This window comes from Nocardia sp. NPDC004151 (genome assembly GCF_042874235.1).
GTDB lineage: Bacteria > Actinomycetota > Actinomycetes > Mycobacteriales > Mycobacteriaceae > Nocardia.
The window spans coordinates 197,177-210,150 of record NZ_JBIAMR010000011.1 but is presented as its reverse complement, the minus strand read 5'-3'; the positions used below and the strand labels follow the sequence as shown (position 1 = coordinate 210,150).

At 69.9% G+C, this 12,974-nt stretch carries 12 protein-coding genes; 5 read left to right on the top strand and 7 right to left on the bottom strand.

The genetic code is table 11. The annotated features are described in order from the left end of the window. Positions 1 to 25 precede the first annotated feature (25 nt). The 3 genes from ACFYTS_RS24620 to ACFYTS_RS24610 form a co-directional block, all read right to left on the bottom strand. The gene (locus tag ACFYTS_RS24620) at positions 26 to 1,177 is read right to left on the bottom strand and encodes a hypothetical protein (protein WP_387307435.1); all 1,152 of its coding nucleotides are present in this window, start codon (positions 1,175 to 1,177) and stop codon (positions 26 to 28) included. A 102-nt stretch (positions 1,178 to 1,279) separates the two neighbouring features. Continuing rightward, positions 1,280 to 2,521 (bottom strand): hypothetical protein, encoded by a 1,242-nt coding sequence (locus ACFYTS_RS24615; protein WP_387307433.1) that lies wholly within the window; start codon positions 2,519 to 2,521, stop codon positions 1,280 to 1,282. Between the two features lie 195 nt (positions 2,522 to 2,716). Next, a complete protein-coding gene (locus ACFYTS_RS24610) occupies positions 2,717 to 4,120 on the bottom strand; it encodes an NAD(P)H-quinone dehydrogenase (RefSeq protein ID WP_357282178.1) in 1,404 nt (467 codons plus the stop codon). Between the two features lie 303 nt (positions 4,121 to 4,423). On the opposite strand from ACFYTS_RS24610, the gene ACFYTS_RS24605 reads away from it, so the two are divergent. Together ACFYTS_RS24605 and ACFYTS_RS24600 are read left to right on the top strand one after the other, a co-directional pair. Continuing rightward, positions 4,424 to 4,903 carry a gamma-glutamylcyclotransferase gene (locus ACFYTS_RS24605; protein WP_357282179.1) on the top strand — a complete coding sequence of 160 codons (480 nt, stop codon included), beginning with the start codon at positions 4,424 to 4,426 and terminating at the stop codon, positions 4,901 to 4,903. 98 nt (positions 4,904 to 5,001) lie between these two features. After that, positions 5,002 to 5,415 carry a PPOX class F420-dependent oxidoreductase gene (locus ACFYTS_RS24600; protein ID WP_357282180.1) on the top strand — a complete coding sequence of 138 codons (414 nt, stop codon included), beginning with the start codon at positions 5,002 to 5,004 and terminating at the stop codon, positions 5,413 to 5,415. Positions 5,416 to 5,509: 94 nt separating this feature from the next. Here ACFYTS_RS24600 and ACFYTS_RS24595 read toward each other — a convergent pair whose 3' ends face one another. The 3 genes from ACFYTS_RS24595 to ACFYTS_RS24585 form a co-directional block, all read right to left on the bottom strand. Then, a complete protein-coding gene (locus ACFYTS_RS24595; RefSeq protein WP_357282383.1) occupies positions 5,510 to 6,628 on the bottom strand; it encodes a M20 family metallopeptidase in 1,119 nt (372 codons plus the stop codon). 206 nt (positions 6,629 to 6,834) lie between these two features. Continuing rightward, on the bottom strand, positions 6,835 to 8,022 hold the full coding sequence (locus ACFYTS_RS24590) for a M20 family metallopeptidase (RefSeq protein ID WP_387307500.1): 1,188 nt from the start codon (positions 8,020 to 8,022) through the stop codon (positions 6,835 to 6,837). Positions 8,023 to 8,206: 184 nt separating this feature from the next. Next, positions 8,207 to 8,911, bottom strand: coding sequence for an enoyl-CoA hydratase/isomerase family protein (locus ACFYTS_RS24585; RefSeq protein ID WP_357282183.1), 705 nt, complete (start codon positions 8,909 to 8,911; stop codon positions 8,207 to 8,209). A 148-nt stretch (positions 8,912 to 9,059) separates the two neighbouring features. Between ACFYTS_RS24585 and ACFYTS_RS24580 the strand changes: the two genes are divergently transcribed. Both ACFYTS_RS24580 and ACFYTS_RS24575 read left to right on the top strand, forming a co-directional pair. After that, positions 9,060 to 9,863: a purine-nucleoside phosphorylase gene (locus tag ACFYTS_RS24580; protein WP_387307429.1), complete on the top strand. Its 804-nt coding sequence runs from the start codon at positions 9,060 to 9,062 to the stop codon at positions 9,861 to 9,863. A gap of 10 nt (positions 9,864 to 9,873) precedes the next feature. Next, the gene (locus ACFYTS_RS24575; protein ID WP_387307427.1) at positions 9,874 to 11,487 is read left to right on the top strand and encodes a phospho-sugar mutase; all 1,614 of its coding nucleotides are present in this window, start codon (positions 9,874 to 9,876) and stop codon (positions 11,485 to 11,487) included. Positions 11,488 to 11,545: 58 nt separating this feature from the next. On the opposite strand, the gene upp is transcribed toward ACFYTS_RS24575, so the two are convergent. Then, entirely contained in the window at positions 11,546 to 12,169 is a 624-nt protein-coding gene (gene upp / locus ACFYTS_RS24570; protein ID WP_387307425.1) for a uracil phosphoribosyltransferase, read from the bottom strand. Between the two features lie 137 nt (positions 12,170 to 12,306). On the opposite strand from upp, the gene ACFYTS_RS24565 reads away from it, so the two are divergent. Next, complete coding sequence (locus tag ACFYTS_RS24565) at positions 12,307 to 12,624, top strand: type VII secretion target (RefSeq protein ID WP_387307424.1); 318 nt, start codon at positions 12,307 to 12,309, stop codon at positions 12,622 to 12,624. The last annotated feature ends 350 nt before the right edge of the window (positions 12,625 to 12,974 follow it).

Genomic DNA, 12,974 nt, shown 5'->3' with positions numbered 1-12,974 from the left:
TTTCCCGCATAGTGAGATGCGGGAATCAGCCGCCGCGTTTGTCGATGAAGAAGATCAGGTGCTTGCCCTCCCGGACGACGGTGACGACCCGCTGCGGATACACCTGTGTGATGCCGTCAACACCGTGCTCGGTGACGTCGACGTCGTAGGTCTCGGGACCGATCTCCACGATCCGCAGGCAGTACGAGGTGCCCGCGGCCACCTGATCGATGCCCTGCTGCTGAATGACCTCGGCGGGCGAGACGGTCGCCGAGTCGGGCGCGACGAACGTGCGCGCCTTCACACCGCTGCGGTCGGTGTAGAAGGCGTGCTGGAAGCCGAGGATCGCGTCCACGCCGCTGCCGGTGCCGCCCGCGCCGTTGCCGATGGTGAGCTTGCCGTCCCGTTTGGCCGGGCAGCTCAGCGCCGCCACGGTCGGCGAGGGCTTGCCGGTGGTGACCCCGGCCGTCGGAGCGGTGTCGGCGCCGCCCCGGGTCAGCGCGAAGGTGATGCCGCCGGCCACCACGAGCACCGTCACCGCCGCGCCCGCGATCAGCCCGATCGTGCGCCACGACCGCGGCTCGGGTTCCGGCTTACGCTGCGGAACAGTAGTTTTCGGCGCGAGCGCCTTGGCGATCGGATCGTCTGCCCAGGACAGCGACTCCTCCTGCCCCACGGCCGATTCCGCCGGCGGCGCGGGCGGGAAACCGCTGGGCGCGGACCGCCACCAGGAGTCGGCGGACCCGTCGGTCTCGGCCGTGGCCGAATTCCGTTCCGCGGCCACCGAATCGGCCTCGGGAATCCTGGTCGTCCGCTCCACGTCCACGGCAGCCGATTGCGGCCCGCCAGGCGGGATCTTGACGGTCTCTTCGACATCGAGAGTAGCGGGAACCTGCGCCGCGGGGTTCACGGCCGGATACTGGCCCGTGGACGGCCCGGTCACCGCCGGATACTGCCCGGTGGCGGGCTGCCACGCGTCGGGGGCCCGATACTGCGGCGGCGCGCCCGCGGGACGCCAGGCCAGATCGGGACTCTGCGGACCCGGGGCCGGACTCCAGCCCGGGCCGTCGGCGACCGGGGCCGGACCGAAATCGTTGAGGGACGGCCCGAAATCATTGAGCGAGGGCCCGAACTCGGACTCCGGCGCTCCCCACTCGGATGCCTGACGGTCCGCGGATTCGTCCTTGCCCGAGACCATCACCCGTCCTTTCGTCACAGACACGTGGGGCGGTCGCTACCGACCGCCCCACGCGACGACACTGCTCCTACCGGAACCGTTCCCGGTGTCTTGAACGGCCGGTCAGTACTGGACCGAACCACCCGTCTGCGCGGTCACGCCACCGATGTCGATCGACTGCGACGGCCGCTCGCCTTCGGGGAGCCTACCAATCTGGGCTGCCGCCTCGAGCACTGTGGCGCCGCCCGGGAGCAGGCGGATGAAGTTCTCGGCATTGGCCTTCGCGGCATTGGCCGCGGCCGTGTCCAGCACGAACTCGACCTTCTGGTCGTTGTCCGGGCCGCTGCCCGCGAACGCCGCCACCTTGATCTGGTTGACCGTGGTGAAGTCCAACGACATGCCGGCCTCGCCCAGCCCGCCCGGCGTGGTGTAGCCGATGGTGCCGACGTAGCCGTCCAGGTTGCTGAAGTGGTGGGTATTGGCGGCCCAGCCCGGCAGCACCGCGCCGCCGTCGAGGTTGACGCCGAGCTCGGAGTGCGGGCCGGCCATGGCGACCACCGGGGCGGCCGGAGCCGCGTCCACCGCGGGCGACTGCCACTGCGGCTTCGCCTGCGGGGTGACCGTCTGCGGGCCGGTCATGGTGTCGGCGTCCGGGTTCTGCGCCGGGGTGGTGACCGCCGGGTCCGCGCTGCGGTCGTTCGGCTTGACCGGCTGGGTGCCCGGCTGCGCCGGCACGGTGGTGCCCGGCTGGGTCGACGGCGGGGTGGCCGCGTCCTGCTGCGGGGTGACGACCGCGGGCTGGGCCGGGGTCGACTGGCCCGGCACCGGCAGCGGCGCCACGCGCGGCACGGTCACGCCCGGCTGCGACGGGCGCACCGACTTCGGCTGACCCGGGTTGGTGCCCGCGGGCTGCGCGCTCGGATCGTTCTTGGGAGCGTTGGCATCCGGCTTCGGGGCGTTCGCATCCGGCTTGGGCGCGTTGGCGTCCGGCTTCGGGGTGTTGGTGCCGTCGGGCTGGGTCGCGCCCTGCGGCTGACCCGAATCCGGCTTGTCCGCACCGTTGTCCGGCGCGGAGTTGTTCGGCGTGGTGGGTGTGGTGACGCCCGGCTGGCTCTGCTGCGGCTTGGTGGTGCCCGGCTGCGTCTTCTCCGGCTTGGGCGCGGGAACCGACTGTGCCTTCGGGTCCGGGGTGGGAGTGTCGGTGGGCGGCTGGGCGCCGTCGGGCTGCTGCTGGTCGGCAGGTACGGCGCCCGGGTCGGCAGGGGCGGCACTGGCGGGCGCGGACAGCAGCGACACCACCGCGGCCGCACCGGCCAGTGTCAGGGAGGTGCTCGCCTTGATCCGACTCGGCTTGCGGTGCTTCACGTTTCGCTCAATTCCTTCGTCCCTCGGCGGCACGATCAGCCTGGGCATCGAAGAGCACCGAACGGAGGGAAACGATCACCCCCGATACGTAACACTCGCGACCGCCCTGCCGATCGCTTCCGCCGCGAACTTAATCACAAGGGAGACAAGGCAGCAAGACGGGCCGCTGACAAAGGGGTGCGAAACACGGTGCGGCTAGTCCAGATCGTCGTGCCGCATGAGCTGCCGCGCGGCCTCGGTGACCGATCCGGTGAGGGAGGGATACACCGAGAAGGTCTGCGCCAGATCGTTCACCGTGAGGTTGTTCTGCACCGCCAGCGCGATCGGCAGGATCAACTCCGACGCGATCGGCGCGACCACCACGCCGCCGATCACCACACCGGTGGCGGGACGGCAGAAGATCTTCACGAAACCCCGTCGCAGGCCCGACATCTTGGCTCGCGGATTGGTGTTCAGCGGCAGCATGACCGTGCGCGCGGGGACCTCGCCCTCGTCGATGGCGGTCTGCGCGACGCCGACCGTCGCGATCTCCGGGCGCGTGAACACCGCGGAGGCAACGGTCTTCAGGCGAATGGGCTGCACGCCCTCGCCCAGCGCGTGATACATGGCGATGCGGCCCTGCATGGCGGCCACCGAGGCCAGCGGCAGCAGGCCCGTGCAGTCGCCGGCGGCGTACACGCCCGGCGCGGTGGTCCGCGACACCCGGTCCACGCGCAGGAAACCACCCTTGTCGAGTTCGATGCCGAGCCGGTCCAGGCCCAGCCCGTTGGTGTTCGGGACCGAACCGACCGTCATGAGCGCGTGGGTGCCGGTGACCGTACGACCGTCGGACAGCTTCACCACGATGCCCTCGGCGGTGCGCTCCACCGCGTCCGCGCGGGCATGCTTGACCAGCTCCACACCGCGCTCGGCGAGCGCCTCCTCCAGCACCAGCGCGGCGTCGGCGTCCTCACCGGGCAGCACGCGGTCGCGGCTGGAGACCACCTTCACCTGTACGCCCATCTCGGTATAGGCGGAGACGAATTCGGCGCCGGTGACACCGGAACCCACGACCACCAGGGTCTCGGGCAGATCCTTGAGGTCGTAGAGCTGACGCCAGTTCAGGATTCGCTCACCGTCGGGCTCCGCGCCGGGCAGCACGCGCGGGCTGGCGCCGGTCGCGATCAGCACCACCTCGGCCTCGATGACCCGCTGCTGACCATCCTCGAGGGTGGCCTTCACCAGGTGGGTGGCCAGCCCGGGGGCCTGATCGATGAGTTCGCCGTAGCCGGACAGCACGGTCACGCCCGCGGTCATCAGCTTGGCGCGGATATCGGAGGACTGCGCCTGCGCGAGCGCCTTCACCCGGGAGTTCACCTCGGCGAGACGCACCTGCGCCTGCGAGGGATGCACGGTGATGCCCAGGTCCCGGGCGCGGCGCAGATCGGTGCGCACGCCGGTGGAGGCGATGAAGGTCTTGGACGGCACGCAATCCCACAGCACGCACGCGCCGCCGATGCCGTCACTGTCGATCAGCGTGACCGGCGCGCCGTGTTGTGCCGCTACCAGTGCCGCCTCATAACCAGCGGGACCGCCACCGATGATCGCAATGCGGGTCATTGTTCCTCCGCTCGAGCTCCGGCCCCGGGATCTCCGATGCCGGTCCTTAACGTTATCCGCCCAGCTCCGTGCCGCTATCACCGCATCTCCGGATGATTTTGTCACTGTGGCGCATCCCATTCATGAACGGCGGCCGTCATGGCCGGAGAGTCGCGCGAACCCGATGCGGCAGCCCGGTGAATCACGTCCGAACGGCAGTTTTACGCAATCCGGCGATCGCGCGGCAATCGGTCATTCGGGGACGAACCGCCTTGTGATCGGGATCAGGGGAGCCTTAGGGCGAATGTTCGATAGGCTCTTATGGTGCCGATTTACGCCGCCTACGGGTCCAACATGGATCCCGAGCAGATGCTCAAGCGCTGTCCGCACTCCCCTGTGTACGGAACCGGCTGGCTGGAAGGGTGGCGACTCACCTTCGCCGGGGACGACATCGGCTGGGAGGGACCGCTGGCGACGGTGGTCGAAGAGCCCGGGCAACGCGTCTTCGTAGTCCTCTACGACGTGCCCGACGACGACGAGCTCAGCCTCGACCGCTGGGAGGGTTCGGACTTCGGTATCCACAAGAAGATCCGCCTGCGCGTCACCACGAATCAGGGCCCCACGCCCACACCGGTCCTGGCCTGGCTCTACGTCCTGGACGCCTACGAGGGCGGCCTGCCGTCCGCGCGCTACATCGGCGTCATCTCCGACGCCGCGGAGAAGGCGGGCGCGCCAGGCGATTACGTGCACGCGCTACGCACCCGCAACAGCAAGAACGTGGGCCCCGGCACCTTCGGGATGTGAGTGTCCGATCGGGCGCCGCGCGCCGTGCCGGAAGATTCGGCGCGGCAGCGGTGTTGCGGGAACCGGAACGATCTTCGAACCGTCGAAAGAGGAAGCCGATGCCCGCCACGCCCGTCCCCGCCCCGATCGCCGAATTCCTGGCCCGCCCCAACCCGGCCGTCTTCGCCTCCAACCGCCCGGACGGGCAGCCGGTGTCGGTCGCGACCTGGTACCTGTACGAGAACGGCCGAATCCTGGTGAACCTGGCCGACTTCCGCAAGCGCCTGGACTACCTGCGCGAGGACCCGCGGATCACGCTGACCGTGCTGGAAGGCGACAACTGGTACAGCCACGTCAGCATCCAGGGCCGCATCGTCTCCATCGAGAACGACCCGGACTCCTCGGTCATCGACCGCATCGCCGAGCACTATACCGGCGGCCAGTACCCGGTCCGCGATCAGAAGCGCGTCTCGGTCTGGGTCGAGATCGACCGCTGGCACGCCTGGGGCGACATCGCCGCCAAGGCCGCGTAAACCCGGCCGTGCCCGGTCACGGCAGTCTCCGAACATGAAGCCGGGCCGCACTTTTCAGTGCGGCCCGGCTTCAGCGTTTCGGTAACGCCCGAGATCAGCGGGCGTTCAGCACGATGTTGGTGAACACCCGGACACCCGCCGCGAGCGCGCGCTCGTCGATGTCGAAGGTCGGCTGGTGCAGGTCGAGCTGCTCCCCCGAACCGGACCAGACGCCGAGCCGGGCCATCGCGCCGGGCACCTCCTCCAGGTACCAGGAGAAGTCCTCGCCGCCGCCGGACTGCTGGGTGTCGGCCAGCCCGTCCGGGCCCAGGCCGCGGATCGCGTCCTCGAACATGCGCACGGCCTGCTCGTCGTTCACCACCGGCGGCACGCCGCGCTTGTAGTTGAGCTGGTAGCGCACGCCGGTCGGGGCGAGCAGCCCCTCCACGATCTCGCGGACCATGGGCTCGAGCAGGGACCAGGTGGCGTGATCGCCGGTGCGGACGGTGCCGGTCAGCATGCCGGTCTGCGGAATCGCGTTGGGCGCCTTGCCCGCCGACACCGCGCCCCACACCATGACGGTGCTGGTGCGCGGGTCGATGCGGCGCGAGAGCAGGCCGGGCAGGCCGGTGATGACGGTGCCCATGGCGTAGACCAGGTCGCTGGTCAGGTGCGGGCGGGAGGTGTGGCCGCCGGGGGAATCGAGCACCAGCTCGACGGTGTCGGCGGCCGAGGTGATGGCGCCGGTCCGGATGCCGACCCGGCCCACCTCCAGTCGCGGGTCGCAGTGCAGCGCGAACATGCGCGAGACGTCTTCCATGGCGCCCGCGGCGACCATGTCGACGGCGCCGCCGGGCATGACCTCCTCGGCGTGCTGGAACACCAGCCGCACGCCGACCGGGAGGTCCTCGATCTCGGCCAGCGCGAGCGCGGTGCCGAGCAGGATCGTGGTGTGCGCGTCGTGCCCGCAGGCGTGCGAGACGCCCGGCACGGTGGAGGCGAACGGCAGGCCCGTGTACTCCTGCAGCGGCAGCGCGTCCATGTCGGCGCGCAGGCCGATGCGCGGGCCGTCCGGGCCGATGTCACAGATCAGGCCGGTGCCGCTCGGTAGTTTGCGGGGTTCGAGACCGGCCTTGACCAGCCAGGATTCCACGAATTCGGTGGTGGCGAACTCGGTTCGGGACAGTTCCGGGTTGGCGTGGATGTGGCGACGCCACGCAATCAGGTCGTCCATGTGTTCGGCGAGCCAGGACTCCACCGCCTCGTGCCCGGAAACCGGTTCGCCCGCGCCGCCCGCCGGCGGCTGCGTGGTCACGCACGACGCCGCGAGCGGCCCGTTGACTCGCGCGGCGTACATCGGGGCGCTCGCGGGGCCCTGAGTGGTCGCGCGAGCTGCCGCCTCCGGGCCTGACGCTCCCGCCCGGGACCGGCCGGTTGTGCTCACCGAATGTCCTCCTGTCGCTGAAACTGCCGTTGACCGACTCTCTCCGACAACCTGTCCCTGTGCATTTTGTCGCCTGCGATATGTATCGCCGTGCGGGCCAACGCCGTTGCCCCGTCCAGCACCGCACGGTCGGCCGAGGCGTTGACCGCGGCCGCCGCGAAGGCGGGCTGATGGGTCACCGCGCCTCCGGCATCGATGCCGATGACCGGGTGAATACCGGCGATGACGTTGGTGACGTTGCCCATATCGGTACTGCCCAGCGGCCGTGCCGCCTCGAATTCCGGGGCGATGGGCTCGCGGCCGAGCGCGGTTATCTGCTCGCGATAGGCACACAGTAGTGCGCTATCGGGAGTGAGCTCGGTATATGTCGGCGCGAGCTTCCGGATTTCGTGGGTGCATCCGGTCGCCAGGGCACCTGCCTCGAAACAAGCCGACGCTCGTTGCATCAGATCGTCGAGGGTCGCGGAGTCGACCGCACGTAGGTAATACAGCAGTTCCGCGTGACCGGGCACGATATTGGGGGCGACGCCGCCCGACCCGACTATACCGTGCAGCTGTTGCCCGGGGAGGAGATGCTGGCGCAGCAAACCCAAAGCAACTTGCGCGACGGTGACGGCGTCGAGCGCGTTCCGCCCGTATTGGGGCGCCGCGCTGGCATGCGATTCGCGGCCGCTGTAGACCACCGAGAGGTCGGCGAGGGCCAGCGAATGCGCGCCGGCGATGTCCTCCGGGCCGGGGTGCACCATCATGGCCATGGCCAGGTCGTCGAACACGCCGCGGTCCAGCATGAGCACCTTGCCGCCGCCCGACTCCTCGGCCGGGGTGCCCAGCACCTTCACGGTGATGTCGCAGGCGTCGGCGACGGTGGCCAGCCCGAGCGCCGCGCCCACCGCGGACGCGGCGATGATGTTGTGCCCGCAGGCGTGACCGATTTCGGGCAAAGCGTCATATTCGGCGCAAATACCCACAATGAGTTCGCCGCTGCCGAATTCCGCGGTGAACGCGGTCGGCAGATCCGCCACCCCCGATTCGATGCGGAATCCGCGTTCGCGCAGCGGCTCGATCGTCTTGGCGACACTCCGGAATTCCTCGAACGCCAATTCGGGCTCGGAGTGGATGTCGTGCGAGAGCGCGATCAGCTGATCGCGGTAGCCGGCGATCGCGGCATCGGCCGCGGCCAGCAACGCCGGATCGGCCGATGCCACGGCCGGACGATGCGACGGCGATACGGACGTCTCGGGACGTCCGATCGGTGCGCAGGATCTCCGGTCATCGCCGTTGCGCGATGGTGACATCCCAACAGTCTCGCACTGCCGCGCAACTCTGTCGCAGCAGGTAAGCCGGAAAATCTCCGGTGTAGGCGGTCGGCTACGGGTTGAACGCCAGGTTCTCGGGGGTGGTCTCCACCGCCAGCCCGGCCAGCGCCACCTGATGCAGGGCCTTCTTGATGACCGGCAGGTTCGGCTTGCGGTTGCCCTTGAGCTGGTCCGCGCGGGCGATGGCGGTGGCCAGCAACGACTCAGCGTCCGCCTTGGCGTCCACGATTCCGGCCGCGAGGGCGTCATCCGCGCCATAGCGGCGGCCCGTGGTCATGGCCTCCACCGCGACCTGGTTGATCAGGCGGTTGGTGAGCAGCGCGTTCATCGCGACCGTGAACGGCATGCCCAGATTCACCTCGGGCAGGCACCAGAAACCGCGGTCGGCGCGCATGACGCGGAAGTCGCAGGAGGTGGCGAGCATGGCGCCCGCGCCGAAGGCGTGCCCGTTCACCGCGGCCACAGTCGGCATGCCGAAGGTCAGCAGCCGGGAGTACAGCGAGTGCACGCGGTCCAGATACCAGCAGTTCTTGTCGAAGTTGCCGAACAGCCAGTCGGTGTCGAGGCCGTTGGAGAAGAACTTGCCGTTGGCGGTGACCACCAGCGCGGCCGGGCCCTCGGACGCCTCGACCTCGTCGAGCAGCGCGTGGACCTCGGTGATCCAGTCCGGGTGGAAACGGTTCTCGCTGTCGATGGTCTGACCCTCGGTACCGAGGAACAGCACGAACACATCCCCGTCACGCTTCAAATACGCCATGCGTGCAGCGTAGCGGGGGCTCACGGCGATACCTACCCGTGGGTAGCAATAACCGGCGGGACACGAAAAAGCCGGATAAATGGAATGAAAACGGCAGGTCGGCAGCGCGTACGCGCGCGAGAGATCGCCTGGGACTAGGGTGGGCGACATGCTAGCCGAGAAGGCCATGGGCGGGGTTTCCGAACTAGCCGCCGCAGCCATTGCCGAACGAACGGGAGTGCAGCAGCATCGCGTCGCCGTGGTGCTGGGATCGGGCTGGCAGGAGGCTGCCGCCGAGATCGGCGAACCATCCACATCCATCCCCATGGCCGAGGTTCCGGGGTTCGGATCGCCCACAGCGCAGGGACATCAGGGCACCATCCATTCGGTCACCGTCGGTAACTCGCCCGTGCTGCTGCTCATGGGCCGCCAGCACCTCTACGAGGGACACGAGCCGAGCAAGGTCGTTCACAATGTGCGCACCGCGCTGGCCGCCGGTGCGCAGACCGTGCTGCTCACCAATGCGGCGGGCGGCATTCGCGACGGGCTGTCGGTCGGCGAACCGGTGCTGATCAGCGACCACATCAATCTCACCGGCCGCACCCCCATCGAGGGCGCGAACTTCGTCGACCTGGTCGACGCCTGGGATCCCGAATTGCGCGCGCTGGCAAAGGAAATCGACCCCAGCCTCACCGAGGGCGTGTACGCGGGGCTGACCGGGCCGCAGTACGAGACCCCCGCCGAGATCCGCATGCTGCGCACCATCGGCGCGGACCTGGTCGGCATGTCCACCGTGCTCGAGGCCATCGCCTGCCGCGAGGGCGGGGCCAAGGTGCTCGGCATCTCGCTGGTCACCAACCTGGCGGCGGGCGTCACCGGACAGCACCTCTCGCACGCCGAAGTCCTGGCCGAAGGCCACGCCGCCGCACCGAGATTGGGCAAGCTGCTGCGCGGCGTGCTGGAACGCCTCTAGGCGCGCGGGCATGCTGCGTTTCGGAACCGCCGGGCTGCGCGGTCCCCTCCAGGACGGCCCGGACGGCATGAACATCGACACCGTCGCCCGGGCGTCGGCGGGCATCGCCGCGTGGCTGCGCGACCGCTGTCTCGGCGGCGGGATCGTCATCGTCGGCCGCGACGCCCGGCACGGCTCGGACGAATTCGCCACCGCGGCGGCGGAGGTCTTCGCCGCGGCCGGATTCTCCGTGCTCGCGCTCCCCCACCCGGTGCCGACCCCGGTGGTCGCGTTCGCGGTGCGGGAGCTGAAAGCCGTTGCGGGCGTGCAGATCACCGCCTCGCACAATCCGGCCACCGATAACGGCTACAAGGTCTACCTCGACGGCGGCTCACAAATCGTCCCGCCCGCCGACACCGAGATCGAACGATGCATCGACGCGATCCACGGCCACATCCCCCGCACCGACCCCGACCCGACCGCCCCGGCCCCCGACCGGCTCGCACTGCCCGAGGGCACCCCGCCGGACGCGATGGGCGCGGAGATTGTCCGCCGGTACCTGGCCCGGGTCACCCGATTGCCCCGCCTCATCGGCGGCGACGCACCACTCAGCATCGACGACATCGAGGCGACCGCCGACGATCCCGCCGCGGCCGCGCGAGATATCCGGCGGCGCGGCGATATCCGGATCGTGTTGACCCCCATGCACGGCGTGGGCGGGGAGCTGGGCGTCGCCGCGCTGCGGGGCGCCGGGTTCGACGAAGTATTGGTGGTCGCGGAACAGTTCGCGCCGGACCCGGACTTCCCGACCGTGACGTTCCCGAATCCCGAGGAGCCGGGGGCGGCGGATCTGCTGCTCGATCTGGGCGAACGGCTCGACGCGGACCTCGCCATCGCACTGGACCCGGACGCGGATCGGTGTGCGCTCGGCGTGCGCGGGCCGGATGGCTGGCGGATGCTGCGCGGCGACGAAACCGGGGTGCTGCTGGGCGATTTCGTGCTGCGGACCGCCGCCCCGGGCGCCCTGGTCGCCACCACCATCGTGTCCTCTCGGCTACTGAGCAAGATCGCCGCCGCTCGCGGAGCGCGGTACGCCGAGACGTTGACCGGGTTCAAATGGCTGGCCCGCGCGGGCGAGGGGCTCGTCTACGCCTACGAGGAGGCGATCGGGCACTGCGTCGATCCGTCCGCCGTGCGCGACAAGGACGGCATCTCGGCCGCGGTGCTCGCCGCCGATCTGGTCGCCCAGCTGAAGGCGCAGGGCCGCACCGTGCTCGACGTCCTCGACGAGTACGCGGTCGAGTTCGGTGTCCACGCCGGCGACCAGGTGTCGCTGCGCCTGGCCGATGCGGCGGCCGCCGCGGACGTCGTGGCGCGATTGCGGGAGACACCCCCGAGCGAGATCGCCGGGGAACCCGTGACCTGCACCGACATGGCACAGCTCCGGGGCCGGATGCGTACCGACGCACTGGTTTTCGAGGCGGACTCGTTCCGGGTGGTGGTGCGCCCGTCCGGCACCGAGCCCAAGCTCAAGTGCTACCTGGAAGCGTTCGAACCCGTGGCGGGGCCGGATGCGCTCGACGACGCGAAAGCCGTGGCCGCGCAGCGGCTCGCCGAACTTCGCAAGTACTTCCAGCAGCTCTGAGCCGCGACCACTTCCGGAGCCGCACCCCGGGAGTGGTTAAGCGCGAACCGGGAGTGATTCAGCGCGGCCCGAATTGGCGGTCCCCCGCATCGCCGAGACCGGGCACGATGTAGGCGTCGGAGTTGAGGCCACGGTCCACCGAGGCGGTGACCAGCAGCACAGCGTGACCCGACTTCTCCAGCGCCTCAATACCTTCGGGCGCGGCCACCACACACACCACGGTGATGTCGCGAGCCTTGCGGGTGGCCAGCAGATCCAGTGTGTACACCATGGATCCGCCGGTCGCCAGCATCGGATCCAGCACCATCACGGGCGTGGCCGACAGGTCCTCCGGCAGCGACTCCATGTACGGCGTCGGCTGATGCGTCTCCTCGTCCCGGGCCAGCCCCACGAACCCGATCCGCGCGTCCGGAATCAGATTCTCCGCCGTCTCCACCATCCCCAGCCCGGCCCGCAGCACCGGCACCAGCAGCGGCGGCGCGTTCAATCGTGTCCCCTCCGCCGCGGCCACCGGCGTGGCGATGGGAAACCGCTCGACCGGCGCGTCCCGCATCGCCTCGTAGACCAGAATCCCCGTCAAATCCCGTAGCGCCGCCCGGAAAGCCGGATTGGTCGTCCGAGCTTCTCGCATGGTGGTCAACAACGCGGCCGCCAGCGGATGGTCCACAACGAGTGTGCGCATAGGAAAACCATAGGTCAGCATTCGCCCTGAAGATCCCTCCACCGCGATTCTCCCGACCCGGAACCGTTCGGCCCCCACCCGCGTCCAACCCGATACACCACGTTTCCGCCCGCCGACCGGGCGAGAAGGGGGCTCCCATGCACATCTCGATCCACCCCGAGGGCCTGACCGCCTACGCGACCACCTCCACCGCCCTCGCCACCCGCCTCACCACCGCCGCCACCCACGCCGCCACCGCCGCCCCCACCGCCCTCGCCGACGCCCTGGGCCTCATCGGCGCCGACCTGCTGACCGCCTACGCCGCCGCCCACGCCACCCACACGACCACCCTGACCCACCTCACCACCCTCTTCACCGCCACCAGCGCCGCCACCGACACCGCCGCGACGATCTACACCGACCACGACCACACCCGGGCCGCCGCCCTGCGCGCCACCGCCGAGCTGGACGCATGATCGCGTCACCCCAAAGACGCTGCGCGGCGATCATGCTGATTCACCGTGACCCCGCCGTGCGTGCCGACCACGCGCCTCGCGAAGAGCCGCGATTCGTTCACGGCCGGATGCCGCGCCACCGAGCCGCCCGCCGCTGCGGAGCCGGGCGCAGGTCCACGCCACCGGCGCAGCAGACCCGGCCACGGACCATCACCGTTCTTGGGCGCCCCTGCCGATGCTGCTCGACCCCCGTGGATTTCACCGTCCCCCAAGCACTTTCCGACGGTCGGTGGCCGGATCCTGCGGGCGGCTCGGGGTCCGGCTCGGAAGTCGGCGGACCTCCCCGGCGGAGGCGAGGTCGCGGCACCGAC

Coding starts and splice junctions, on each gene's coding strand:
- ACFYTS_RS24620 (WP_387307435.1), bottom strand. CDS start 1,177: ATGGTCTCGGGCAAGGACGAATCCGCGGACCGTCAGGCATCCGAGTGG.
- ACFYTS_RS24600 (WP_357282180.1), top strand. CDS start 5,002: ATGCCCGCCACGCCCGTCCCCGCCCCGATCGCCGAATTCCTGGCCCGC.
- upp (WP_387307425.1), bottom strand. CDS start 12,169: ATGCGCACACTCGTTGTGGACCATCCGCTGGCGGCCGCGTTGTTGACC.
- ACFYTS_RS24575 (WP_387307427.1), top strand. CDS start 9,874: ATGCTGCGTTTCGGAACCGCCGGGCTGCGCGGTCCCCTCCAGGACGGC.
- ACFYTS_RS24565 (WP_387307424.1), top strand. CDS start 12,307: ATGCACATCTCGATCCACCCCGAGGGCCTGACCGCCTACGCGACCACC.
- ACFYTS_RS24610 (WP_357282178.1), bottom strand. CDS start 4,120: ATGACCCGCATTGCGATCATCGGTGGCGGTCCCGCTGGTTATGAGGCG.
- ACFYTS_RS24580 (WP_387307429.1), top strand. CDS start 9,060: ATGCTAGCCGAGAAGGCCATGGGCGGGGTTTCCGAACTAGCCGCCGCA.
- ACFYTS_RS24595 (WP_357282383.1), bottom strand. CDS start 6,628: ATGGACGACCTGATTGCGTGGCGTCGCCACATCCACGCCAACCCGGAA.
- ACFYTS_RS24585 (WP_357282183.1), bottom strand. CDS start 8,911: ATGGCGTATTTGAAGCGTGACGGGGATGTGTTCGTGCTGTTCCTCGGT.